This is a genomic window from Stenotrophomonas sp. 89682_Sma (genome assembly GCF_056481405.1).
The window spans coordinates 3,250,275-3,275,689 of record NZ_CM151147.1; the positions used below are offsets into that span (position 1 = coordinate 3,250,275).

Sequence of the window (25,415 nt, forward strand, 5' to 3'; positions counted from 1 at the left end):
CTACCCCCGAGTGCTGCCCGCTCAGCCGCGGATCCGGGCGTGGTGTTCACGCTCGATGGCAGTGACCGCCTCGGCCACCACCGCATCCACGTCGCGGTCCGTCAGAGTGCGCGACTTGTCCTGCAAAATCAAGCCCATAGCGAGACTCTTGAATCCCGGCTCGACGCCCTGGCCAACATAGCGGTCGAACAGGTTCAGGTCGCGCAGCAGCGGACCGGCGGCCTGGCGGACGGTCGCCGCCAGGTCGGCCCAGGCGACCTGTTCAGGCACGAGGAACGCCAGGTCGCGGCGCACTGCCGGGAAGCGCGACAGCTCGCCTGCACGCGGCAGGCGACGGGCGGTCAGCGGCTCCAGGTCCAGTTCGAAGGCGTACACGTCGGCTTCGATGTCCATCGCCTTGGCCAGGCGCGGGTGGATCTGGCCGATCCAGCCAATCGCCACGCCATCGCGGAACACCTCGGCCGAACGCGCCGGGTGGCCATAGGGACGGGCCGAGGGACGGAACTCCAGCTGCGCGCCACTGGCAGCAGCCAGCGATTCCAGGTCGCCCTTCAGGTCGTGGAAGTCGACCTTGCGGGTCGGCAGGCCCCACTGCACCGCCTGCGCATCACCACAGACGGCCGCGGCCACGCGCGGGGTTTCCAGCGGTGCGGGCCGGCTTTCGCCGAGCGACGCGTCCCCGGCCTGCTGGGCAAACACGCGCCCGATCTCGAACAGGCGCACGCGGCCGAGCTGGCGCGCGGCATTGCGGCCGAGGGTGGCGACCAGGCCCGGCAGCAGCGACGGGCGCATCACCGCCAGTTCGGCCGACAGCGGGTTGGCCAGCGGCACCAGGCCGTCGCGCAGCTGCCACTGGGTCAGCAGCGCGTCGTCGACGAAGGCAAAGTTGACGGTTTCCTGCTGGTCGCGGGCGATCAGCTGGCGACGAACGCTCAGCGCGTCCAGCTGGGTCTCGCTAGGCATCGCCACGCGCGAGGCACCGCCCGGCAGCGTGGTCGGGATCTGCTCGTAACCGTGGATGCGGGCCAGTTCCTCGATCAGGTCTTCTTCAATGGCGATGTCGAAGCGACGGCTCGGCGCGGCGACCTGCCAGCCCTCGGCCGTCGCAGCCACGTCCATGCCCAGCGCGCGCAGGATGCGCTCGACTTCGGCGTCGTCGATGGTGATGCCCAGCACGCGGCTGATGCGTGCGCGGCGCAGTACGATCGTCGCCGGCTGCGGCAGGTCATCGGCGCGCACGGCCTCGGTGACCGGCGCCGGCGTACCGCCGGCCAGGTCAAGCACCAGGCGGGTGGCGTATTCGATGGCGGTGCGCGGCAGTGCCGGATCGACGCCACGCTCGAAGCGGTGACCGGCATCGGTGTGCAGGCCCAGCTTGCGGCCACGGCCCATGATCGCGGCCGGCGCGAAGTGCGCGGCCTCCAGGAACACCGCAGTGGTGTCATCGGTGACGCGGGTGTCGAAGCCCCCCATCAGGCCGGCCAGGCCGACCGCACGGTCGGCATCGGTGACCACCAGGAAACTGTCGTCCAGCGCGGCATCGCGGCCGTCCAGCAGCTTCAGGCTCTCGCCCGCACGCGAACGGCGCACGGCGATGCTGCCCTGCAGGGTGCCGAGGTCGTAGGCATGCATCGGCTGGCCCAGCTCCAGCATCACGTACTGGGTGATGTCGACCAGCAGCGAGACCGGACGCACGCCGCTGCGGCGCAGGCGCTCGGCCATCCACAGCGGGGTCTTGGCGGCGGCGTTGACGCCTTCGATGACGCGGCCCAGGTAACGCGGCGCTTCGGCGCCAGCGTCGAGCTGGATCGACAGTTCACGGCTGCCGACCGGCGCAATGGCATCGGCGGCGAAATCCAGCACTTCGCTGCGGGTGGCCGCGGCGACGTCGTAGGCGATGCCGCGCAGGCTGAAGCAGTCGGCGCGGTTCGGGGTCAGCTTGATCTCGATGCTGGCGTCCGGCAGCCCCAGATACTCGACCAGGGACTGGCCGACGGGCGCATCGTCCGGCAGCTCCAGCAGGCCGGATGCATCATTGTCCAGGCCCAGCTCCTTGGCCGAGCACAGCATGCCGTTGGACTCGACGCCGCGCAGCTTGGCCGGCTTGATCTTCAGCTCGCCGATCTGCGCACCGACCATCGCCAGCGGCGCGACCAGGCCCGGGCGCGCGTTCGGTGCGCCGCACACGATCTGCAGCAGCTCGCCCTGCCCGGCATCGACCTTGCACACCTGCAGGCGATCGGCTTCGGGATGGCGCACGGCATCGACGATGCGTGCCACGACCACGTGGTCGAGGCCTTCGCCAAGTGCGGTCACCTCTTCCACTTCCAGGCCGATGGCGGTCAGCACCGCGCTCAGTTCATCGCGCGGGGCGGAGGTCGGGACGTGGCTGCGCAGCCAGTTTTCGGAGAATTTCATGGTGTCACCCTGGTGGGCCCGGCGCATGCGCCTGGGCCTGCGTTGTTGAGTCCGCCGGGCATGGCCCGGCGCTACCTAGTGCATTACGCGAACTGCTTCAGGAACCGCACATCGTTCTCGAAGAACGCGCGCAGGTCATTGACGCCGTAGCGCAGCATCGCGAAACGCTCCACGCCCATGCCGAAGGCAAAGCCGGTGTAGCGCTCCGGATCGATGCCGACGTTGCGCAGCACGTTCGGATGCACCATGCCGCAGCCGAGCACTTCCAGCCAGCGGGTGCTGCCATCGGGCTGCTGCCAGGCGATGTCCACTTCCGCGCCCGGTTCAACGAACGGGAAGTAGCTGGGACGGAAACGCATCTCGAAGTCGCGCTCGAAGAATGCGCGCACGAACTCGGCCAGCGTGCCCTTCAGGTCGGCGAAGGTCGAATGCTCGTCGACCAGCAGGCCTTCGACCTGGTGGAACATCGGCGAGTGGGTCTGGTCGCTGTCGCTGCGGTACACCTTGCCGGCGGCGATCATGCGCAGCGGCGGCGCGTGGTCGCCCATGTAGCGTACCTGCACACCGGAGGTATGCGTACGCAGCAGGCGGCCGTCGCCGAAGTAGAAGGTGTCGTGCATGGCGCGCGCCGGGTGGTGCGGCGGGAAGTTCAGCGCCTCGAAGTTGTGCCAGTCGTCCTCGATCTCCGGCCCTTCCGACAGCTCGTAGCCCAGCCGACCGAAGATGCCGGTGATGCGTTCCAGGGTGCGGGTGATCGGGTGCAGGCCGGCACGGTCGCCATTGCGGCCCGGCAGGGTGATGTCGATGGCTTCGGCGGCCAGGCGCGCATCCAGTGCCGCGTCTTCCAGCAGCGCCTTGCGCTCGCCCAGCGCGCGGGTCAGCGCATCGCGGGCCTGGTTGATCGCTTCACCGGCGGCCTTGCGCTCGTCGGCCGGCAGGGCGCCGAGCTGCTTGAGCTGCGAGGTGATGCTGCCACTCTTGCCAAGCAGGGCCACGCGCAGCTGTTCCAGCACGTCGGGGCTCTGTGCGGCGGCCACATCGGCCAGCGCCTGGGTGGTGAGGGATTGGATGTCGCTCATGGGGGGCCGGAACTCCAGTCGATCTGCCATCGCGATGCGCGAAGGGCCGACCCCTGTCGCCACCGCCGTCCCCGCGCTGCTGCCATGGCCTCGCCGGGACCCAAAAAAGAATGGGGAAGGACTTGCGCCCTTCCCCATGCATTGCCTTGACCTGACACCGTTCCGAGTGAACGGTTACGGCATCGGGAAGGACTTATGCCGCCAGCGCGCCCTTGGCCTTTTCGGCCAGCGCAGCAAAACCGGCTGCGTCGTGCACGGCGATGTCAGCCAGGACCTTGCGATCCAGGGTGATGCCGGCCTTCAGCAGACCGTTCATGAAGCGGCTGTAGCTCAGGCCGTTGATGCGGGCAGCCGCATTGATACGGGTGATCCACAGCGAACGGAAGTTGCGCTTCTTCTGCTTACGGCCGATGTAGGCGTACTGCTGTGCCTTGATGACCGCCTGCTTGGCGACGCGGAAGACCTTGCGACGGGCGTTGTAATAGCCCTTGGCGAGATCCAGAATCTTCTTGTGGCGGCGACGCGCCTGTACGCCACGCTTAACTCGTGCCATTTTTCAGTTCCTCAGAGGTAAGGGAGCATGCGGTCCAGACGGCCTGCGTCTTCTGCACGGACATGGCCCGTCTGACGCAGATTACGCTTACGCTTGGTCGCTTTCTTCGTGAGGATGTGGCTACGGTTGGCGTGGCCGCACTTGTACTTGCCCGAGGCGGTCTTGCGGAAACGCTTGGCCGCTGCCCGGTTGGTCTTGATCTTGGGCATTGCAATGTCCTTGATGGGATATGACCCTGGTTTCTGACTGATCTGGCGGCGGCCTGGGCCGCTCTTTCCGTCCTGCCATGATCGGCGTACGACCCGTCCTGGGTGGGTCGAGCCGGGCATGATACAGGCAAAACCGCCCCGCCACCAGCCCTTGCGACCCTTTACCGGCAATTCACCGGCCTCCTGCAAAAGCAAAGGGACGCCAGCGGCGTCCCCTTACCCTGAACCATTCAGCCAGGCGCCCCGTAAGGCGGCCCGTCAGGCCTCAGGTCTTCTTCTTCGGCGCGATCATCATGACCATCTGACGCCCTTCCAGGCGCGGACGGGATTCGATGACGATGTCCTCGCCCAGATCGGTCTCGATCCGGTTGGCCATTTCGCGGCCCAGTTCCTGGTGGCTCATTTCACGGCCACGGAAGCGGATGTTGACCTTGATCTTGTCACCATCCTCGAGGAACCCGCGCATCTTGCGCAGCTTGATCTGGTAGTCGCCCTCATCCGTGACCGGACGGAACTTCACTTCCTTGATCTCGACCTGCTTGGTCTTCTTCTTGGCCTCGCTGGCCTTCTTCTGCGCTTCGAACTTGAACTTGCCGAAGTCCATGATCTTGCAGACCGGCGGATCGGCCTGCGGCTGGATTTCGACCAGGTCCAGGCCTTCATCTTCGGCCATGGACAGCGCTTCGTCGCGCGACAACACGCCGATCATTTCTCCGTCACTGCCGATCACGCGGACGCGCGGCACACGGATTTCCTGATTCTTGCGGTTCTGTTTGTTGTCAGGGGTGCTGATATTACGTTCTCCCAAGGGTATCGAACCGGTCCGGGTGCCTGTGCGCCCGGACCGGACCTTTGCTTACGCGCCCTCGGCGTGGAGCCGCTCGATGAAGGCCTGCAGGCTCATGCTGCCCAGATCTTCGCCAGAACGCGTACGCACCGCCACAGCCCCATTTTCCTTCTCGCGGTCACCGATGACCAGCAGGTAGGGCACGCGCTGCAACGTATGCTCGCGGATTTTATAGCCGATCTTCTCGTTACGCAAATCCGAGCTGACGCGGAAGCCTTGCTCCGCAAGGGTTTTGGTCACGCCCGAGACGTAGTCGGCCTGGGCGTCGGTGATGTTGGCCACCACCACCTGGGTCGGGGCCAGCCAGGCCGGGAACTGGCCGGCATGATGCTCGATCAGGATGCCCAGGAAGCGCTCCATCGAGCCGACGATGGCGCGGTGCAGCATGACCGGGTGCTTCTTCTGGCTGTTCTCGTCCACGTACTCGGCGCCCAGGCGGCCCGGCATCATGAAGTCGACCTGCATGGTGCCCAGCTGCCAGGTACGGCCGATGGCGTCCTTCAGGTGGTACTCGATCTTCGGGCCGTAGAAGGCCCCCTCGCCCGGCAGTTCCTGCCATTCCACGCCACAGGCGGTCAGCGCCGAGCGCAGCGCGCCTTCGGCCTTGTCCCAGGTGGCGTCGTCACCCAGGCGCGATTCCGGGCGCAGGGCGATCTTGATCTGGATGTCGTCGAAGCCGAAGTGCTGGTAGACCGCCAGCGCCTGCTGGTGGAAGGCCGTCACTTCCGACTCGATCTGGTTTTCCGTGCAGAACACGTGGCCGTCGTCCTGGGTGAAGCCACGCACGCGCAGGATGCCGTGCAGCGCGCCGGACGGCTCGTTGCGGTGGCAGGAACCGAACTCACCGTAGCGGATCGGCAGGTCGCGGTAGCTGTGCAGGCCCTGGTTGAACACCTGGATGTGGCCCGGGCAGTTCATCGGCTTGACCGCGTACGTGCGCTTCTCCGATTCGGTGAAGAACATGTTGTCCTGGTAGTTGTCCCAGTGGCCGGACTTCTTCCACAGGCTCACGTCCAGGATCTGCGGGCAGCGCACTTCGCCGTAGCCGCTGTTGCGGTAGACCTTGCGCATGTACTGCTCGACCACCTGCCACAGCGCCCAGCCCTTGGGGTGCCAGAACACCAGGCCCGGCGCCTCTTCCTGCAGGTGGAACAGGTCCTGCTGCTTGCCGATGCGGCGGTGGTCGCGCATCTCGGCTTCCTCGATGCGCTTGATGTACGCCTCGAGCTGCTTCTTGTCGGCCCAGGCGGTGCCGTAGATGCGCTGCAGCTGCTCGTTCTGCGCGTCGCCGCGCCAGTAGGCGCCGGAAATGCGGGTCAGCTTGAAGGCCTTCAGGAAGCGCGTGTTCGGCACGTGCGGGCCGCGGCACATGTCCACGTATTCCTGGTGGTAGTACATGCCCATCGCCTGGATGTCGTCGGACATGTCCTCGATCAGGCGCAGCTTGTAGTCCTCGCCACGGGCCTTGAAGATCTCGATCACTTCGGCGCGCGGCGTCATCTTCTTGATGACGTCGTAGTCCTGGGCGATCAGCTCACCCATGCGCTTCTCGATCGCAGCCATGTCGTCCGGGGTGAACGGGCGCTCGGAGTAGATGTCGTAGTAGAAGCCCTCGGCGATCACCGGGCCGATCACCATCTTCACGTCCGGGTACAGCTGCTTGACGGCGTGGCCGACCAGGTGGGCGCAGGAGTGGCGGATGATCTCCACGCCTTCCTCGTCCTTGGCGGTGATGATGCGCAGGCTGACATCGTGGTCGATGACGTCGCTGGCATCGACCAGCACGCCATCCACGGCGCCGGCAATGGTGGCCTTGGCCAGGCCGGCACCGATCGACTGGGCGACGTCCATGACGCTGACGGGGTTTTCAAACTCGCGGCGGCTGCCGTCGGGGAGGGTAATGTTGATCATCGCATTGGCTTCGTGCGGGGCCCGCGGGGCGGGCTGGAAAGCGCTCCCGGGGCGGCGCCCGGGCAATAAAAAAGCGCCACGAGGGCGCCTGGAACACAGGGCCTTCGGGGGCAGGTCAACAGTGGGCGGTGGTAGTGCTCATGTCGCACGCTCGGCCGGCGCTGTGCGCGGGCCACCTTGTTCCAGTCAGGGAATGTGGATGATCTTAAACCAGCGCACCGGAAAGCCCAAGGGCTGCCGTACGTTCCGCTGAATGGGTCTCGCTGGCGGCGTGAAATCGCAATGATTACCATGTCGGCGCAGGCCGCCCCGTGCCAGCCTGCCCGCTTTCCCCCAGGACCCCGTGATGCGCCACCCGCTCCGACCGGCTCCCGCCGGCCCCGCCCGTGCCCCGCGTTCGCCGGCCCGCTGCCGCGCCGGCCGCCCGCGATGATCACCGTCGGCCTTTCCACGCTCGGCTTCTGCAGCCTGGGCATGCTGGCAGCGATGTTCTCGGCACTGGCCTTCTATGCCGCCTCGCCGCATTGCCGCTGGCCGCGCCTGCGCCGCGCCGGCCGCCTGGGCCGCCAGATCGGCCTGGTCGCCGCTGCCGCCGCGCTTTGGCTGTGGATGGCCGAGCTTGGCTTTGCCGCTGGCCTGGTGGCGATGCTGTGCACCTGGATGCTGGCTGCGATGCTGTTGCCGGCCCTGGCCGCCTGGCACCGTCCCGGCCCGGAGTCGCCCTGATGTGGCCGCGCGCCTTCGCCGGCATCGTCGCCGGCTTCTTCCTGGCCGCCGCCGCGACCGGTCTGCTGGCATGGCTGCCGCCCGGCCCCTGGCAGCGGGCGCTGGTGCCAACCCTGATCGCCTTCATCCCGCTGTGGATGCTGGCCGCCCTGTGGGCGTTCAGTTTCCGCAGCGCGCTGCGTGCCTGGCTGGTGCTGGGTGGCAGCGCCGCCACCGGCTTCGCCGTGCTTGGGCTGCTGCGCCTGATCGGCGTGGTGCAATGAGACCCGTCCCATGAAGTTCAGTTCCCAGACCCTGCGCACGTTCACCACCCTGCATACCTGGGTCGGCCTGGTGGCCGGCTTCGGCCTGTTCGTGGCCTTCTATGCCGGTGCGTTGACCCTGTTCCACCACGACCTGCCGCTGTGGCAGACGCCTGGCGCAGCCACCGCGCTGCCGGCCGGGCTGGACGATGCGCAGTACCTGCTGGAGGACGTGCTTACCGCGCATCCGGAAGCGCGCCGCCACGTCGGCATGACCTTCCCCGGCGCCGACCATCCGCAGCCACTGGCCTACTGGCAGGCCGATGACGGCAGCTGGCGCTACGCCTGGCCGGGCCAGATCGCCGGCAGCCCGACGCCGCCACAGACCGGGCTGACCGAACTGGTCAACGAGCTGCATTACAGCCTCGGACTGCCGGTGGCCGGCATCTACGTGATGGGCATTGTCAGCCTGCTGTACGGCATGGCACTGCTGAGTGGCCTGGTGATCCACCTGCCAAAGCTGCTCGGTGACCTGTTCGCGTTGCGTCCGGGCCGCAACCTGAAGCAACTGTGGCAGGACGCGCACAACGTGATCGGCGTGCTGAGCCTGCCCTTCCACCTGATGTTCGCGGTCACTGGCGCCCTGCTCTGCCTGGTGTTCGTGCAGATGGCCCTGCTCAATCCACTGATCTACGACGGCAAGGCGCTGCAGGCGGTGCCAACAGCAATGGACACCGCGCCGGTCCGGGAAGCCACCGGCATTCCGTCGCCGCCGGGCAGCCTGCGCGTGCTGCATGCGCGCGCGCTGGAAGTGGCGCGCGCGCAGGGCGTAACCAGCTTCGAGCCGGCCTACCTGAAGCTGGCCAACGCCGGCGACGCCAACGCCACCATCGAGATCACCGGTGAATCCACCGGCACGCTCGGCCCCCTCGGCGCTGTGGCGCTGGACGTTGCCACCGGCAATGTACTGGCGACCCAACTGCCGGGCCAGCGCGACGCCAACCACGCCACGCTCAGCGCCGCCTATGCGCTGCACTTCGGCGAGTTCGGCAACGGCGTGGTGGTCTGGCTGTATTTCCTGCTCGGCCTGGGGGGAGCGTTCCTGTTCTACTCGGGCAATCTGCTGTGGATCGAGTCGCGGCGCAAGCGTCGCCAGCCGCAGCAGCCGCGCGCCGGCGTGAACATGGCGCGGGCCACGGTCGGCGTGTGCATCGGCCTGTGCGTGGCGATCTCGGTCGCCTTCGTCACCGCATTGGTGTTGGAACGGCTGGCACCGGCGGCGGTCGATCACGGCATCCGCTGGGCCTGCTTCGGCAGCTGGGCAGCCTGCGCGTTGTGGGCGGCATTGCGCCGCCCGGCACAGGCCGCACGCGAGCTGCTGTGGGCTGCGGCGATCAGCACCGCGCTGGTGCCGGTGCTGCACGGCGCACTCAGTGGCGACTGGCTGTGGCGCGCCGCCGCGCAGGGCCATTGGCCGCTGTTCTGGATCGATGCCATCGCGCTGGCCATGGCCTTTGGCTTTGCCCGCCTGGCAGTCGCCAGCCAGCGTCGCGCCCGCAACGGCGATCCGAACAGCGTCTGGGCGAACTGAAGCGTCGCCGGGCATGGCCCGGCGCTACCGGAGCAGTTGTGCTTCGTCGGGGTAACGGCTGACTTCGATCAGATTGCCATCCGGGTCGCGGAAGTACACCGATTCGATCGGACCCAGGGCGCCGGTGCGGGCCACCGGCCCTTGCTCCACCGCGACGGCCTGCGCCTGCAGGTGCGCCAGCACATCGGCCGTGGCGGTACGCGTGACAAGGCACAGGTCGGCACTGCCCGGCGTGGGTCGCAGCGCATGCGGCTGCAGCGGGGCATTGGCCGGATGCAGATTGATCTTCTGCTGGCCGAACTGCAGCGCGGTACGGCCCGCGCCGAAGCGCACGATCTGCATGCCGAGCACGCGCTGGTAGAAGTCACAGCTGCGTTCGATGTCGGCCACGGTGAGGACCAGATGGTCGAGGCGTTCGAGATGGATCATGCCCGCAGCGTAACGCTGCGGGCATTGCCTCGATGTGCAGGGTTGGGTCGATGGCGTTGCCGCTGGCGCCGGGCATGGCCCAGCGCCAGCGGGAGGCTCAATCGCCGACGCGTGCCTTCTGCCACGGGGCGAGCATGGCGTTGAGCAGGCTGGCCTGTTCGTCGTCGCCGGTCAGCTCCCACATGAAGACCCCTGCCAGGCCCTGCTCGCGGGCGAACTGCGCACGCAGCCCGATCGAGCGCGGGTCTTCATAGCTGATGAAGATCTTCTGCGCGGCGTTGTACAGCCATGGGCTCTGTGCCTGCGGCTGCCAATGCTTCGTCCAGCCTGGCTGGTCGAGATAGCGCGCCTTGATCACCCGCCAATCGCCGGCATCGGCCGGTGCACTGTAGGCCTGGTACAGCCCATCCGGGGCGTCGCCCGTGACCTTGAAGCCGCGCCCATAGAACGGCACGCCCAGCACCAGCTTGTCGGCCGGCACACCATGCTCGCGGTAGTACCGCACTGCGCCGGCCACGTTGTTCCAACGGCGCAGCTCCGGCGCCAGCGGATCGGCCGGCACTTCATGCAGCGGCGCGTTGAAGGTCGACACCGCCGAGAAGCCGGTACCCATGTCGTAGCTCATCAGGTTGATGAAATCGAACACCTTGGCCAACGCCGGCAGGTCGTAGCTGGCGGCCGGATCGTAGGGGCCATCGGTCTGCACGCGACCGGCGGCCAGCGCGGCGGTCAGCAGCATCGGCTGCCCCGCCTTGCGACCGCGCGCATCGAGTGCCACGCGGAACGCCTGCGCGAGCCGGGTCAGGTTGGCGCGATCCTGCGGACGGTGCGCCAGCTCCGTAGGGCCGCCACTGACCGGGAATTCCCAGTCGATATCCACGCCATCGAAGCTGCCGGCATGGCGATCGAAGAACAGTGCCATGCATGAATCCACCAGGCGCTTGCGGCTGGCCTCGGTCAACGCTGCATCGGAGAATCCACCCGCACCCCAGCCACCGATCGAGATCAGCGTGCGCAGGTGCGGATGTGCCTTCTTCAGCTCGGCTAGCGCGGCGAAGTTCTTCGGTGCTTCCGCACCGATCGTGCAGCGCCCATCCTCGATGGTCGAGAACGCGTAGAACAGGTGGGTCAGGCGCTCGGCCGGAATGCTCGACACCGGATAGCGCTCGGCGGAACCGCCGGGGTAGTAGGCACCGAAGATCGGCGGCTGTGCGGGCGCGGCGTGCGCGGCAATGGGCAGGACGCCGGCAATCAGCACGGCAAGGACGGCCACGGTCTGGCGGAACATGGAATCTCCCGGTTCGAAGGCGCCGCCACGTTAGCAAACCGATGAGGCCGTGGGACCGATGTCGTGGCATGTCGTCCAGTGGACAGCATCGATCCGCCAGAGGGCGACAATGAGGCCGTCATGCCACGGCCATCACGCATTGCAGCAGGACACGCGCCGACGCAGCGCCCCCGGCCCCCTGCATCGGCTAAGGTGGCCGCGGATCTTCAACCGCACATGGACATGAGCACCGATCACGACACCACTCCCGACAGCGACCTGCTGGACGGCGCATCCCTCGACGAACACCAGATACTGGAAGCGCGCGCCTACGACGCGTTCCACGAAGGCGACCTGCCGCAGGCGGTGCAGCTGTTCGGCGAACTGATCGCCATCGCTCCCGAAGTGCCCTACCTGCACTACATGCGCGGGCTGGCGCACAAGTACCTGCGCGACTGGCCGGCGTCGCTGCAGGACAACCTGCGATCGGAGCAGCTGCGCGGGGAATTCGATGTCGCCAGTGCCTGGAATGCCGGCATCGCCGCCACCGGCATGGCGGACTGGACCGAAGCACGACGCCAGTGGACCCGCTGTGGCATCACCCTGCCCGAGGGCGAAGGCCCGATCGAGGGCAACTTCGGCGTGGCCTGCATGCGCCTGGCACCGTGGTCCGACGCCGAAGTGGTGTACATGAGCCGCATTGATCCGGTGCGTGCACGCATCGACAACGTACCGCTGCCCGAAAGCGGCTTCCGCTTCGGCGACATCGTGCTGCATGACGGTGCGTCGACCGGCCGACGTACGTACGGCGAACACGAGGTACCGGTGTTCAACGCAATGCAGCGCCTGCAGCGATCGGACATGGCCACCTTCACCGTGTTCGTGCAGTGCGATTCTGCCGATGACATCGCTGCCCTGGGGGCCATGGACCTGCCCGGCATCGGCATGGTCGAGGACTGGACCGCGACCGTGCGCCGGCTGTGCCGCCGCTGCAGCTATGGCACCCCGCACCAGCATGGCGACGAGGCAGAAGTCACTGAGCAAGGCACCTGGGCGCGCGAGCGCGATCTGGGCATTGCCGCGCAGGGCCGGGCTGCGGTGGAGAAGCTGCTGGCGACGTGGACCTCCGCGGCCCCGGGACGGGTGCTGGAGGCCATCGAACAGCGAGAGCATCCGCTGAGTGACCCCGAGCCAGGTCAGGTGTGGTGGCTGGGGGAGGACGAAGACGAGAAAGCGTAGCTGCCCCGCCGGGCATGGCCCGGCGCTACCTGATGGCGGCAGGCAAAGAAAAAGCGGGCCGAAGCCCGCTTTTTCATTTTCAGCGATGCCAAGTGGGTGTCAACCAAGGTTGACACCCACCGCCGATTACTCGGCGCTGACGGCGTCGCCTTCTTCCACGGCCTTCATCGACAGGCGGATACGGCCCTGCTTGTCGACTTCCAGCACCTTGACCTTGACCACATCGCCTTCCTTCAGCACGTCGCCGACCTTCTCGACGCGATCGCTGGAGATCTGCGACACGTGGACCAGGCCGTCCTTGCCCGGCAGGATCGTGACGAACGCACCGAAGTCCATGATCTTGGCGACCTTGCCTTCGTAGATGCGGCCCGGCTCGACGTCCGAGGTGATCTGCTCGATGCGGGCCTTGGCGGCCTGGGCAGCGATGGCGTTGACCGAAGCGATGACGATGGTGCCGTCGTCCTGGATGTCGATCTGGGTGCCGGTTTCCTTGGTGATGGCCTGGATGGTCGAACCACCCTTGCCGATCACTTCGCGGATCTTGTCCGGGTGGATCTTGATGGTCAGCAGGCGCGGCGCGTAGTCCGACAGCTCTTCGCGCGGAGCGGTCAGGCCGTGGGCCATTTCGCCCAGGATGTGCAGACGGCCAGCCTTGGCCTGCTGCAGGGCCTGCTTCATGATCTCTTCGGTGATGCCTTCGATCTTGATGTCCATCTGCAGGGCGGAGATGCCCTCAGCGGTACCGGCCACCTTGAAGTCCATGTCGCCCAGGTGATCTTCGTCACCCAGGATGTCGGACAGGACGACGAAGCGCTCGCCTTCCTTGACCAGACCCATGGCGATACCGGCCACCGGCGCCTTCACCGGCACGCCGGCGTCCATCAGGGCCAGCGACGAGCCGCAGACCGATGCCATCGACGAGGAACCGTTCGACTCGGTGATTTCCGAGACGACGCGGATGGTGTACGGGAAGGATTCCAGCGACGGCATGACAGCCAGCACACCGCGCTTGGCCAGGCGACCGTGGCCGATTTCGCGGCGCTTCGGGCCCATCATGCGGCCGCACTCGCCCACCGAGAACGGAGGGAAGTTGTAGTGGAACAGGAAGTTTTCCTTGTACTCACCGGCGACGGCATCGATGACCTGGCCGTCACGGGCAGTGCCCAGGGTGATGGTCACGATGGCCTGGGTTTCGCCGCGGGTGAACAGCGAGGAACCGTGGGTACGCGGCAGCACGCCGGTCTTCACGGCGATCGGGCGGACGGTGTCCAGCGCACGGCCGTCGATGCGGACCTTGGTGTCCAGCACCGAGTCACGCATGGTGCGGTATTCCAGCTCGCCGAATTCCTTCGACAGCTCGGCCGGGTTCCAGCCCTCGGCAGCCACGCGGCCAGCCAGGGTTTCGACCACGTCCTTCTTGATCGCCGAGATGGCGTCGCGGCGCTGCAGCTTGTCGCGCACCTGGAAGGCTTCGCCCAGGCGCGGGCCGATGGCTTCCTTCAGGGCGGAGATCAGCGCGTCGTTCTTGGCCGGAGCTTCCCAGGTCGACGGCTTGGTGCCGGCTTCGACGGTCAGCTCGTTGATCGCGTTGATGACCTTCTGCATTTCGCGGTGACCGAAGGTCACGGCGCCCAGCATCACTTCTTCGGACAGCAGCGCGGCTTCGGATTCAACCATCAGCACGGCGTTGGAGGTACCGGCGACGACCAGTTCCAGCTGCGAGTCAGCCAGTTCGCTGACGGTCGGGTTCAGGATGTACTCGCCGTTCTTGTAACCGACCTTGGCAGCGCCGATCGGACCCATGAACGGGGTGCCGGCCAGGGCCAGGGCAGCCGAGGCGCCGATCAGGGCCGGGATGTCGCCGTCCACGTCCGGGTTCAGCGACATGACCGTGGCGATGATCTGCACTTCGTTCTTGTAGTCTTCCGGGAACAGCGGGCGGATCGGACGGTCGATCAGACGCGAGATCAGGGTTTCCTTCTCGGTCGCACGGCCTTCACGCTTGAAGAAACCACCCGGGATACGGCCGCCGGCGTAGAACTTTTCCTGATAATCGACGGTCAGCGGGAAGAAGTCCTGGCCTTCGCGCGCGCTCTTGGCGGCGACGGCGGTGACCAGCAGTACGGTGTCGTCCATCTTGACGATGACGGCACCGCTGGCCTGACGGGCGACTTCGCCGGTCTCGAGCGTGACGGTGTGCTTGCCGTACTGGAAGGTTTTGGTGATTTTTGCCACGGAGGGTGTCCTTGGGGATGCTGTCTGCGAATTTGGACCGTCGGCGACCCTTGCCGCCAGCGGGTGGCCGGATCGTTCCGGCCTGAATCGGGGATTGCGGTGCTACAAAACAAAACCGCGGCGCATCGCTGCGCCGCGGGGGATTCGTTGCTTAGCGACGCAGGCCAAGCTTTTCAATCAAGGCCTTGTAACGCTCGACGTCCTTCTTCTTCAGGTAGTCGAGCAGGCTGCGACGGCGGTTGACCATCTGCAGCAGGCCGCGGCGGCTGTGGTGGTCCTTCTTGTGGGTCTTGAAGTGGCCGGTCAGCAGTTCGATGCGGGCGGTCAGCAGGGCAACCTGGACTTCCGGGGAGCCGGTGTCAGCCGAGCTGCGCTTGTTGTCTTCAATGACCTTCTGGGTGTCGATCGACATTTCTTTTTTCTCTGTGATGCGTGGCCGGCAGGAACGCGCTTCGCGCACCGCCAGGCTCGCCGTGGACTACGAGGATGAAACCTGCGCGAGGCAGGCTGCCGGAAAACGGCCGCGAAATTGTAACGGTCGGGGGGGCCGGGAACAAGGTCCGGGGCTGAACCGCCCTGCCCCGTTCAGAGGTTGAAGCGGCGCTGCGGGGCCAGCAGCCCGCTGTCATCGACCTGCCCGAGCCCCTGGACAGCATCGTCCGGACCAAACACGGCGACCAGGCCATGCGGCCAGGACGGGTCGCGCTGGCGCTGGCCGACGCAGAAGCGGTGGGCCTGGTCGGCATCGAGGTCGACCCGCGGGTATTCCGCCAGCCCGGCCGCCAGCGGCAGCAGCAGCGCGTCCATGCCCGCCTCGTCGCCGGCCTCGAGCATTGCGCGCAGCTGGTCCAGGGTGACCATGGCCGGTTCGCGGAACGGTTCCACCCAGAGCCGGCGCAACGCGCTGATATGGGCGCCACAACCCAGCGCCTCGCCCAGGTCGCGGGCCAGGCTGCGGATATAGGTGCCCGATCCGCAGGTCACGCGCAGGCGCAGCCGTTCCGGCTGCCGCTCCAGCACCTCGATGGCATGCACCTGGACCTCGCGCTCTGGCGCTTCGATGACATCGCCACGGCGGGCCTTCACATACAGCGGCTCACCGCCCTGCTTCAACGCCGAATAGATCGGGGCACGCTGGCGGATGCTGCCGGTCAGCGGCGCCAGTGCGGCCTGCAGCGCTTCGGCACTGATGGCCGGCACCGGGCGCTGCAGCAGCACCTGGCCTTCGGCGTCATCGGTATCGGTGGTCTGGCCGAGCACGATCTCGGCGTCGTAGGCCTTGGCCGAGCCGAGCAGCAGGCCGGCGATCTTGGTCGCCTCGCCGAAGCACAGCGGCAGCAGGCCGGTGGCCAACGGGTCGAGGCTGCCGGTGTGGCCGCCCTTCTCGGCGCGGAACAGGCGGCGGGCCACCTGCAGGGCGGCGTTGGAGCTCATGCCGGTCGACTTGTCGAGCAGCAGGATGCCATCCAGGCGGCGGAACTGAATTCGGGTCATGACAGATACGGGTAGCGCCGGGCCATGCCCGGCGAGCGCGAAGCGCGGCCAGCGTCCGGCCTCGCACGGTCAGAATGGAAAGACGCCGGGCATGGGCCCGGCGCTAGCTTATTCTTCGTCGCTCTCGCGACGCTTCTCCGCGGCCAGCGTATCGGGCAGGTCGCGCAGGATGTTGTCGATGTGCTCACCACGGTCGACCGAATCGTCGTAGTGGAAATGCAGCTCCGGCACGTGGCGCAGCTTCATCGCACGGGCCAGGTCCATGCGCAGGCGGTAGCCCAGCTCCTTCAGGCCGGCCACGGCTTCAGCCGAACGCTCCGGCATCAGCGCGGTGACGAACACCTTGGCATGGGCCATGTCGCGGGTGATTTCCACGTCGGACACGCTCACCGAGGGCAACCCGTGCTCGCGCACGGCGTTGTGCACCAGGGTGCCGAGTTCACGGCGCAGCTGGGCGGAGACACGGTCGGTTCGATGGAAAGTCTTGGGCACGCGGTCAGGCTCTTGATTTGAATGTGACCCGACCAAGGCCGGGCCCTACCAGGGAAGGCGGCCCGACCAGGGTCGGGCCCCACCAGGGTGGCGGACCGGCCCGTGAGGGCCGGCCCTTTGCAGCATTACAGGGTGCGCGGCACTTCGATACGCTCGAAGCACTCGATCTGGTCACCCGGCTTGACGTCGTTGTAGGCCTTCACTGCGATACCGCATTCGGTACCGTTGCGGACTTCCTCGACGTTTTCCTTGAAGCGGCGCAGCGATTCCAGTTCGCCTTCGAAGATCACCACGCTGTCGCGCAGCACGCGGATCGGCTTGTTGCGCTTGACCACGCCCTCGATGACCATCGAGCCGGCAACGGCGCCCAGCTTGGAGCTGCGGAACACGTCGCGGACCTCGGCGATACCGATGATCTCTTCGCGGATCTCCACGCCCAGCAGACCGGAGGCCACCTGCTTCACCTGATCGATCACGTCATAGATGATCGAGAAGTAACGCAGGTCCACACCATTGGATTCGATGATGCGACGGGCCGAAGCATCCGCACGCACGTTGAAGCCGATGACGGTGGCCTTCGAAGCGGCCGCCGAGTTGGCGTCCGATTCGGTGATGCCGCCCACGCCGGAGTGGATCACGTTGATGCGGATGTCGTCGTTGGACAGCGCGACCAGTGCCTGGCTCAGGGCCTGCACCGAACCCTGCACGTCGGCCTTGATGACCAGGTTGAGGACCTGCTGGCCCTCGCCCTTGCCCAGGGTCGCCATGATGTCTTCCATGCGGCTGCCAGCGGTGGCCACCAAGCGCGATTCACGGCGCTTGGTCTCACGCTGCTGGGCAACGTCCTTGGCCAGGCGCTCGTCCTCGACGACCACGAAGTCGTCACCGGCTTCCGGTACGCCGGACAGGCCCAGGACCTGCACCGGGATGGACGGGCCGGCGAACTCCGGCTGCTTGCCGGTTTCGTCGAACAGCGCACGCACGCGGCCGTACTGGATGCCGCACACCAGGTAGTCGCCCTTCTTCAGGCGGCCCTGCTGCACCAGCACGGTCGCGACCGGGCCGCGGCCCTTGTCCAGCGACGATTCGATCACCACGCCCGAGGCGCGGCCTTCGTCGACGGCCTTCAGCTCCAGCAGTTCGGCCTGGATCGAGATGGCGTCCAGCAGGTCGTCGATGCCCAGGCCGGTCTTGGCCGAGATCTCCACCATCTGGGTATCACCACCGAAATCTTCGGCCACGACCTGCTCGGACAGCAGTTCGTTCTTGACCCGCATCGGGTCGGCGTCGGACTTGTCGATCTTGTTGATCGCCACGATCAGCGGCACACCCGCCGAACGGGCGTGCTGGATCGCTTCCTTGGTCTGCGGCATGACGCCGTCATCGGCGGCCACGACCAGCACCACGATATCGGTCAGCTTGGCGCCGCGGGCACGCATCGAGGTGAAGGCAGCATGGCCCGGGGTATCCAGGAAGCTGATCACGCCCTTCGGCGTATCCACGTGGTAGGCACCGATGTGCTGGGTGATGCCGCCGGCTTCGCCGGTGGCGACCTTGGTACGGCGGATGTAGTCCAGCAGCGAGGTCTTGCCGTGGTCGACGTGGCCCATGATGGTGACCACCGGCGGGCGCTGGGTAGCTTCGCCCTGGTTTTCACCGGTCGAGGCCAGCAGTGCGTCTTCGGCGTCGTTGTCATTGGCACGGATCGCCTTGTGGCCGAGTTCTTCGGTCACCAGGGCGGCGGTGTCATGGTCGATGGACTGGGTGATGGTGGCCATCACACCCATCTTGAACAGCGCCTTGACCACCTCGCCGCCCTTCAGCGCGAGTTTCTGCGCCAGATCGGCCACGGTGATCGTGTCGCCGATCGCCACTTCACGCACCACCGGCGCGGTCGGGCGCTCGAAGGCGTGCGGACCGGCATTGTTGCCACCGCGCGACATGTCGCGACGGCCACCGGCCTGGTTACGCCCGCCCGGACGACCACGGGTGTTGCTGTTGTTGCTGTTGCCACGGCGCGCGCGGTCGGCTGCCGACAGGTGCATCTGGCCGGCGAAACGGTCGCCCGGGCCACGCTCGTTGCGCGGTGCGCTGCGGTTGTTGCGGTCGTCGTTGCGCGGCGGCGGCGGTGCGCTGCGCGGCGCAGCCGGAGCGACGGCCGGAGCACGCGGCGGGCGCGGCGCGGTTTCATCGATCGGAGCGCGCTTGGGCTTGCTGGCAGCCAGCGCCTCGGCAGCCCTGGCGGCGGCCGCAGCTTCCTCGGCGGCCTTCTTCTCGGCCTCGGCGCGTTCCTTGGCGGCGGCCTCTTCCTCACGGGCACGGACGATGGCCTCGTCGCGCAGACGATCCTTCTCGGCCAGGGCCTGCTGTTCGGCGAGGTTGCGCGCACGCGACTCTTCCAGCTTGCGCAGGATGTCGGCGCGCTCTTCGTCCGGCGTCATGGCGCGAGCACCATCCTTGACGTAGGTACGCTTCTGGCGCACCTCGACATTCACGGTCGTCTTGCTGCGACCGGAATTGACCGTCACTTCCTGCTGCTTCCGGCGGTTGAGCGTGATCTTCTTTGCAGACTGATCGGTCTCTTCCGGGGCCTGCTCGGGCTTGCCGTGCGAACGACGAAGGAAGCCCAGGAGCTTTACCTTCTCGGAGCTGGTCACGACCTGGTCGGGACCGCTGAACTTCATGCCGGCACCGGCCAGCTGTTCCAGCAGTTTTTCGACCGGCGTGTTGACCAGTTCGGCAAGCTTGCGGATGGTGGTTTGCTGCGACATTCGGATCCTATGATCTTGTGGGCGCCCCCCCGCATCTGGAGGTGGCGCGGATTCTACGCCCTGAGCGGCTCAGGGCCCTGTTCATTGCCGGCTCATTCGCCGCGTTCCAGTCGGGCGATCTCCTCGGCACGGGCGGCCAGGATCAGCGCAGCGGCGCGCGCCTGATCCAGTCCTTCGATGCCGAAGTCCATGACCTCGTCGGCGGCCAGGTCGGACAGGTCCTCGCTGGTACGCACGCCGTGGCCGGCCAGCGCATATGCGGTGGCTTCGTCCATGCCCTTCAGGGACAGCAGGTCCTGCGCCGGCTGGCCGTCTTCAAGGCCTTCTTCGACTGCCAGGGCCTCATTGAGCAGCGCATCGCGGGCACGAGCGCGCAGCTCTTCGACGATGTCCTCGTCGAAACCTTCCACGGCCAGCAGTTCGCCGACCGGGACATATGCGATTTCCTCGACGGTGCCGAAGCCTTCGCTGACCAGGATGCCGGCAATTTCCTCGTCCACTTCCAGCTTGTCCATGAACAGCTGGCGGGCCGAAGCCTGCTCGGCCTCCGACTTGGCGGTGACCTGGTCCTGGGTCATCACGTTGAGCTGCCAGCCGGTCAGGCGGCTGGCAAGGCGCACGTTCTGGCCGCCCTTGCCGATCGCCTGGGCCAGGCGGTCTTCAGCGACGGCCAGGTCCATCGAGTGCTTGTCTTCATCGACGATGATCGACTGCACTTCGGCCGGCGCCATCGCGTTGATGACGAAGTTGGCCGGGTTGTCGTTCCACAGCACGATGTCCACGCGCTCGCCATTGAGCTCGTTGGACACGGCCTGTACGCGCGAACCGCGCATGCCGATGCAGGCGCCGATCGGATCGGTGCGCTGGTCGTGGGCGAGCACGGCGATCTTGGCGCGGTCGCCCGGATCGCGGGCGCAAGCCTTGATTTCCACCAGGCCCTGGCCGACTTCCGGCACTTCCAGCTTGAACAGCTCGATCATGAATTCCGGGGCGGCGCGGCTGATGAACAGCTGCGGGCCACGCGGTTCCGAACGGACTTCGGCCAGGTAGCCGCGCACGCGGTCGCCGGCGCGCAGCACGTCGCGCGGAATGCCCTTGTCCTTCGGGATGAAGCCTTCGGCGTTGCCACCGAGGTCGACGTAGATGTTGCCGCGCTCGGCACGCTTGACCACACCGGTGATCAGTTCGCCGACGCGATCCTTCCACGCATCCACGACCTGCTGGCGCTCGGCTTCGCGCACGCGCTGGACGATGACCTGCTTGGCGGCCTGGGCGGCGATGCGGCCGAAGTCCGGGTTCTCGATCTGCTCTTCGATGTAGTCGCCGACGTCCACGCCTTCGGCTTCATCGACGGCATCCATCAGGCGGATCTGGCGGTCCGGCGATTCCATGACCACGTCATCGGCCACCACTTCCCAGCGGCGGTAGGTTTCGTAGCTGCCATCCTTGTGGTCGATGACCACGCGGGTCAGCACTTCCTCGTCGGGATAGCGCTTCTTCGCTGCCGAGGCCAGGGCGGCCTCGATGGCATCGAAGATCACTTCACGCGGCACGCCCTTCTCGTTGGCGACCGCGTCGACTACCAGCAACAGTTCCTTGCTCATTGGCTCACTCCGCGCGCGGCTTCTTTGCCGCCGGCTCGTTGGAAGAAGAATTCGTGTTCGGCTTCGGACGCTTCGGTGCCGGACCGGTCGGCTTGCTCGGGGCCAGCCCCAGCGCCACCCAGTCGGGCATGATCCGTGCCTTGTCGATGTTGTCGGCCGACACCACCACTTCGGTCTTGTCGACGATGAAGGTGATGGTGCCTGCGGCCTCGTCGGTCGCCTCGATACGGCCCTGCAGGCGACGACGATTGTCCTGCGGCAGCTTCAGCGTGACCTTGGCCGATTCCCCCTGGTGGCGAGCGAACTGCTCCAGGTTGAACAGCGGGCGATCCACGCCCGGCGAGGACACTTCCAGCGTGTAATTGCCGCTGATCGGGTCTTCGACGTCCAGCTGCGCCGACACTTCGCGGCTGACCCGCTCGCAGTCGTCGACATTGATGATGCGCTCGGGCTGTTCAGCCAGCGGCACGTCGATGTAAAGGCGCAGGGTCGCACCGCCGGGGGCCGGCAGATACTCAACGCCCAGCAGCTCCAGGCCCAGCGACACAACGGTCGGGGCGAGCAGATTCGCGATGTCGGTTGCCTTGTCGCTCACAGCCTGCCTTGATCTCTTGGTTGGGTGCCGGCCTTGGCCGGCGTGAAAACATGACGCCCCGGAAACGACAAAGGGCCCGCTGGGCCCCTTTTCCGGAAAGACTCCGGTGACTGGATTCCGGTTGCAACCTGCAGTGCCTGCCGGTTGCGGCCCTCCTTCCGGGTCCGGACTCCCGCCGGGAGGCCGCCTTCAGGGGTACTGCTAGGCCGCTGATGATAGCGGCTGCACCGCGCTGGTGCAAGGTGCGGGGCTACCCCGAAGCGTCCGCTGCGCTCGCCGGGCATGGCCCGGCGGATCGAGCACCGCCCCAAAGAAAAACGCCTTCGAAGCAGGACTTCGAAGGCGATCTCTTTACTTGGTAGCGGGGGCAGGATTTGAACCTGCGACCTTCGGGTTATGAGCCCGACGAGCTGCCAGACTGCTCCACCCCGCATCAGAAGCGGAATCATGAGGCATAACTTCAAAACCTGCAAGCTTTTCCTCATTCATCGAACTGGTTGGCGCCGATTCGATGTGTTGGTAGCGGGGGCAGGATTTGAACCTGCGACCTTCGGGTTATGAGCCCGACGAGCTGCCAGACTGCTCCACCCCGCACCGGAAGTGTTTGAACTGCTGCCCTGCTCTTTCGAGGAGGGCTACCGCAACGATGTTCTGGCTGAACCGCTGCAGTGACAACTCAGGCTGCGCATATTACACGAATCGCGCAGCTTTGTGTCAACTTTTATGCAAGATGCGCAAATGCCTGCTGGCACCAGACCATGATCGGGTTCCAGGCCAGGCCCAGCGCCAGCAGCGCCAGCGCGTTCACGCCCAGCACCAGGCCCAGCACGCGGTCGTTGCTGCGCGGCATGGCCTCGCCCACCGGCTCATCGAAGTACATGACCTTGATGACGCGCAGGTAGTAGAAGCAGCCGACCACGGCGCACAGCACGCCGAGGATGGCCAGCCACAGCAGGCCGCCATTGACGGCCGCGCCCAGCACCGCCAGCTTGGTCCAGAAGCCCAGGAACGGCGGGATGCCGGCCAGCGACGCCATGATGCACAGCACCAGGCCGGCCATCCACGGGTTGCGGGCATTGAGGCCCTTGAAGTCCTCGATGTTCTCGGCTTCAAAGCCGGCACGCGACAGCGCGATGATCGCGCCGAAGGCGGCGGTGGACATGATGGCGTAGGCCAGTGCGTAGAACAGCGCCGCGGCATAGCCCTGCGCGCCACCACCGGCGATGCCCATCAGCAGGAAGCCGATGTGCGAGACGGTGGAGAACGCCAGCATGCGCTTGAGGTTGCTCTGCGCGATGGCCATCAGGTTGCCGATGACCAGCGAGACCGCGGCCAGGCCGGCGATCAGCAGCTGCAGTTCGGTCGACAGCGGACCGACGCCCATCTCCAGCAGGCGGTAGGCCATGCCGAAGGCGGCCAGCTTCGGCGCCGAGCTGATGAACAGCGCGATCGGTGCCGGGGCACCCTGGTACACGTCCGGCAGCCACATGTGGAACGGTGCGGCACCCAGCTTGAAGGCGACGCCGGCGATCATGAACACCGCACCGGTGATCAGCAGCACGCGCTCTTCCGAGTGCGGGATGGCGTCACGGATGACGTCCAGGTGCAGGCTGCCGGTGGCGCCGTAGATCAGCGACATGCCGTACAGCAGCAGGCCCGAGGCCAGCGAGCCGAGCACGATGTACTTCATCGCCGCTTCCGAGGCCAGGCCGTTTTCGCGGTTGCTGGCGACCAGCGCATAGGAGCACAGCGCCAGCAGTTCCAGGCCCAGGTAGACCATCAGCAGGCTGCCGGCCGAGACCAGGATCATCATGCCGGCGGTGCCGAACAGGATCAGCACCGGGATCTCGCCCTGGAACAGGTTGCGGTCACGCAGGTAGCGCCAGCCGTAGACCAGGGTCAGGCCGCTGAGCAGCACGATCCCGGTCTTCATCACGTCCGCGGCGGTATCGCGCACGAACATGCCATGGAAGACCTCGCCCTGCCCGCCCACGCCGGTGGCCAGCATGAACAGCACCACGGCCAGCGCAGCGAGCGAGAACAGGTGGGTGACGATCTTGTTCCGGTTGCTGACGAACAGGTCGAGGATCATCAGGGCGAAGGCGCTGCCGATCAGCACCAGCTCGGGAGCGAGCGGTGGCAGGTCAGCGGCGGTCAATGGCAGCAGCGGCGAGGTGGTCATCATCAAATCCTGGAATTACAGCAGCTTGCTGGATGCGATCTGCATCGCCAGCTTCGCGATCGAGGGCTCCATCAGGTCGGTCAGCGGCTTGGGGTAGATGCCCAGGGCCAGCACGCCGATGGCGAACACGCCCAGCACCAGCCATTCGCGGCCGTTGATGTCCTTCAGTTCGGCCACGTGGCTGTTGGCCACTTCGCCGAAGAAGATGCGCTTGTACAGCCACAGGGTGTAGGCGGCGCCGATGATCAGGGTGGTGGCCGCGCCCAGTGCGATCCACGGATTACGCTGGAAGGCCGACAGGATGACCATGAACTCGCCGACGAAACCGCTGGTGCCCGGCAGGCCCGCGTTGGCCATGAAGAACAGCATGGCGAAGGTGGCGAACCACGGCATCACGTTGACCACGCCGCCGTAATCGGCGATGCGGCGGCTGTGCATGCGGTCGTACAGCACGCCGACGCAGGAGAACATCGCGCCGGACACGAAGCCGTGCGAGATCATCTGCACCATGGCGCCCTGCAGGCCCAGGCGGGCGGCATCGGCGTTGCCGGCTTCACGCACCAGCCACAGGGCGATGAAGGTGCCCAGGGTGACGAAGCCCATGTGCGCGATCGACGAATAGGCAATCAGCTTCTTCATGTCGTCCTGCACCAGGGCGACCAGGCCGACGTAGATCACCGCGATCAGCGACAGCGCGATCACCAGCCAGGCCCATTCCTGCGACGCGTCCGGGACGATCGGCAGATTGAAGCGCAGGAAGCCGTAGCCACCGATCTTCAGGGCGATGGCGGCCAGGATCACCGAACCGGCGGTCGGCGCTTCCACGTGGGCGTCCGGCAGCCAGGTGTGGACCGGGAACATCGGCACCTTGACCGCGAAGGCGATCAGGAACGCGAAGAAGATCCAGGTCTGTTCCTTGGCCGACAGCGGCAGCGCGTACAGGTCGGCCAGCTGGAAGCTGCCGCCCTTCATGTACAGGTAGATCAGCGCCACCAGCATCAGCACCGAGCCGAGGAAGGTGTACAGGAAGAACTTCAGCGCAGCGTAGATGCGGCGCGGGCCGCCCCAGACACCGATGATCAGGAACATCGGGATCAGCATGGCTTCGAAGAACACGTAGAACAGCATCGCGTCCGTCGCGGCGAAGATGCCGACGGTGACGCCTTCCAGGATCAGGAAGGCCGCCACGTACTGGTTCACGCGCTTGTCGATGGCGCTCCAGGCGCCGATCAGGGCAAGCACGCTGACCAGGGTGGTCAGCAGGATCAGCGCCACGGCAATGCCGTCCACGCCCAGGTTGTAGCCGATCTTGTACGCCGGGATCCAGGCATGGGTCTCGACGAACTGCAGACCGTCGATGCCCGCGTTGTAGCCGCTCAGCAGCGAGAGGCTTGCAACGAAGGTGAGCACCGCGACGCCCAGCGATGCCCAGCGGGCAGTCTGTGCATCACGGATCGCAAGGATCAGGGCGCCACCGATGATCGGCAGCCAGATGAGGACACTGAGTAGAGGCCAGTTCGACACGTCTTCT

Annotated in this window: 21 protein-coding genes and 2 tRNA genes; 4 read left to right on the forward strand and 19 right to left on the reverse strand. The window is 66.4% G+C overall.

Annotation, left to right across the window (positions count from 1 at the left end):
* Positions 1-21: 21 nt before the first annotated feature.
* The 6 genes from pheT to thrS all read right to left on the reverse strand — a co-directional run bounded on the left by pheT (position 22) and on the right by thrS (position 7,017).
* On the reverse strand, positions 22-2,418 hold the full coding sequence (pheT, locus tag ACZK29_RS15155) for a phenylalanine--tRNA ligase subunit beta (RefSeq protein WP_459047153.1): 2,397 nt from the start codon (positions 2,416-2,418) through the stop codon (positions 22-24).
* Between the two features lie 83 nt (positions 2,419-2,501).
* A complete protein-coding gene (locus ACZK29_RS15160; protein ID WP_005417865.1) occupies positions 2,502-3,497 on the reverse strand; it encodes a phenylalanine--tRNA ligase subunit alpha in 996 nt (331 codons plus the stop codon).
* A gap of 193 nt (positions 3,498-3,690) precedes the next feature.
* Positions 3,691-4,050, reverse strand: coding sequence for a 50S ribosomal protein L20 (rplT, locus tag ACZK29_RS15165; RefSeq protein WP_005410435.1), 360 nt, complete (start codon positions 4,048-4,050; stop codon positions 3,691-3,693).
* An 11-nt stretch (positions 4,051-4,061) separates the two neighbouring features.
* Positions 4,062-4,259, reverse strand: coding sequence for a 50S ribosomal protein L35 (gene rpmI / locus ACZK29_RS15170; RefSeq protein WP_005410436.1), 198 nt, complete (start codon positions 4,257-4,259; stop codon positions 4,062-4,064).
* 265 nt (positions 4,260-4,524) lie between these two features.
* On the reverse strand, positions 4,525-5,067 hold the full coding sequence (gene infC / locus ACZK29_RS15175; protein WP_005410437.1) for a translation initiation factor IF-3: 543 nt from the start codon (positions 5,065-5,067) through the stop codon (positions 4,525-4,527).
* Positions 5,068-5,115: 48 nt separating this feature from the next.
* Positions 5,116-7,017, reverse strand: coding sequence for a threonine--tRNA ligase (thrS, locus tag ACZK29_RS15180; protein WP_111204077.1), 1,902 nt, complete (start codon positions 7,015-7,017; stop codon positions 5,116-5,118).
* Between the two features lie 429 nt (positions 7,018-7,446).
* Between thrS and ACZK29_RS15185 the strand changes: the two genes are divergently transcribed.
* From ACZK29_RS15185 to ACZK29_RS15195, 3 genes are read left to right on the forward strand one after another with little or no spacing between them, the layout of a single operon-like run.
* The gene (locus ACZK29_RS15185) at positions 7,447-7,743 is read left to right on the forward strand and encodes a hypothetical protein (RefSeq protein ID WP_049434122.1); all 297 of its coding nucleotides are present in this window, start codon (positions 7,447-7,449) and stop codon (positions 7,741-7,743) included.
* On the forward strand, positions 7,743-8,006 hold the full coding sequence (locus ACZK29_RS15190; RefSeq protein WP_106548816.1) for a hypothetical protein: 264 nt from the start codon (positions 7,743-7,745) through the stop codon (positions 8,004-8,006). The genes ACZK29_RS15185 and ACZK29_RS15190 overlap by 1 nt, the downstream gene beginning before the upstream one ends.
* Before the next feature lie 10 nt (positions 8,007-8,016).
* The gene (locus ACZK29_RS15195; protein ID WP_111204078.1) at positions 8,017-9,576 is read left to right on the forward strand and encodes a PepSY-associated TM helix domain-containing protein; all 1,560 of its coding nucleotides are present in this window, start codon (positions 8,017-8,019) and stop codon (positions 9,574-9,576) included.
* Between the two features lie 24 nt (positions 9,577-9,600).
* Here ACZK29_RS15195 and ACZK29_RS15200 read toward each other — a convergent pair whose 3' ends face one another.
* The gene (locus tag ACZK29_RS15200) at positions 9,601-10,005 is read right to left on the reverse strand and encodes a VOC family protein (RefSeq protein ID WP_111204079.1); all 405 of its coding nucleotides are present in this window, start codon (positions 10,003-10,005) and stop codon (positions 9,601-9,603) included.
* A gap of 97 nt (positions 10,006-10,102) precedes the next feature.
* The gene (locus ACZK29_RS15205; protein ID WP_164146828.1) at positions 10,103-11,293 is read right to left on the reverse strand and encodes a glycoside hydrolase family 18 protein; all 1,191 of its coding nucleotides are present in this window, start codon (positions 11,291-11,293) and stop codon (positions 10,103-10,105) included.
* 222 nt (positions 11,294-11,515) lie between these two features.
* Between ACZK29_RS15205 and ACZK29_RS15210 the strand changes: the two genes are divergently transcribed.
* Positions 11,516-12,511: a tetratricopeptide repeat protein gene (locus ACZK29_RS15210; protein ID WP_478446212.1), complete on the forward strand. Its 996-nt coding sequence runs from the start codon at positions 11,516-11,518 to the stop codon at positions 12,509-12,511.
* A 126-nt stretch (positions 12,512-12,637) separates the two neighbouring features.
* Here the strand turns inward: ACZK29_RS15210 and pnp are convergent, their stop codons facing one another.
* The 11 genes from pnp to ACZK29_RS15265 all read right to left on the reverse strand — a co-directional run bounded on the left by pnp (position 12,638) and on the right by ACZK29_RS15265 (position 25,408).
* The gene (pnp, locus tag ACZK29_RS15215; protein WP_014037942.1) at positions 12,638-14,746 is read right to left on the reverse strand and encodes a polyribonucleotide nucleotidyltransferase; all 2,109 of its coding nucleotides are present in this window, start codon (positions 14,744-14,746) and stop codon (positions 12,638-12,640) included.
* Positions 14,747-14,897: 151 nt separating this feature from the next.
* Positions 14,898-15,158, reverse strand: a complete 261-nt coding sequence (gene rpsO / locus ACZK29_RS15220) for a 30S ribosomal protein S15 (protein ID WP_005410445.1) — start codon at positions 15,156-15,158, stop codon at positions 14,898-14,900.
* 173 nt (positions 15,159-15,331) lie between these two features.
* Positions 15,332-16,240, reverse strand: a complete 909-nt coding sequence (truB, locus tag ACZK29_RS15225; protein WP_111204082.1) for a tRNA pseudouridine(55) synthase TruB — start codon at positions 16,238-16,240, stop codon at positions 15,332-15,334.
* 108 nt (positions 16,241-16,348) lie between these two features.
* Positions 16,349-16,732, reverse strand: coding sequence for a 30S ribosome-binding factor RbfA (gene rbfA / locus ACZK29_RS15230; protein WP_005410447.1), 384 nt, complete (start codon positions 16,730-16,732; stop codon positions 16,349-16,351).
* Between the two features lie 125 nt (positions 16,733-16,857).
* Complete coding sequence (infB, locus tag ACZK29_RS15235) at positions 16,858-19,503, reverse strand: translation initiation factor IF-2 (protein ID WP_111204083.1); 2,646 nt, start codon at positions 19,501-19,503, stop codon at positions 16,858-16,860.
* A 92-nt stretch (positions 19,504-19,595) separates the two neighbouring features.
* The gene (nusA, locus tag ACZK29_RS15240; RefSeq protein ID WP_006458580.1) at positions 19,596-21,107 is read right to left on the reverse strand and encodes a transcription termination factor NusA; all 1,512 of its coding nucleotides are present in this window, start codon (positions 21,105-21,107) and stop codon (positions 19,596-19,598) included.
* A gap of 4 nt (positions 21,108-21,111) precedes the next feature.
* Positions 21,112-21,702, reverse strand: coding sequence for a ribosome maturation factor RimP (rimP, locus tag ACZK29_RS15245; RefSeq protein ID WP_005410450.1), 591 nt, complete (start codon positions 21,700-21,702; stop codon positions 21,112-21,114).
* A 356-nt stretch (positions 21,703-22,058) separates the two neighbouring features.
* Positions 22,059-22,135: transfer RNA gene (locus ACZK29_RS15250), tRNA-Met, on the reverse strand.
* Between the two features lie 84 nt (positions 22,136-22,219).
* Positions 22,220-22,296 (reverse strand) — tRNA-Met (locus ACZK29_RS15255).
* 127 nt (positions 22,297-22,423) lie between these two features.
* Positions 22,424-23,884 carry an NADH-quinone oxidoreductase subunit NuoN gene (gene nuoN, locus ACZK29_RS15260; RefSeq protein WP_005410451.1) on the reverse strand — a complete coding sequence of 487 codons (1,461 nt, stop codon included), beginning with the start codon at positions 23,882-23,884 and terminating at the stop codon, positions 22,424-22,426.
* A gap of 15 nt (positions 23,885-23,899) precedes the next feature.
* On the reverse strand, positions 23,900-25,408 hold the full coding sequence (locus ACZK29_RS15265) for an NADH-quinone oxidoreductase subunit M (protein ID WP_005410452.1): 1,509 nt from the start codon (positions 25,406-25,408) through the stop codon (positions 23,900-23,902).
* Positions 25,409-25,415: the final 7 nt, after the last annotated feature.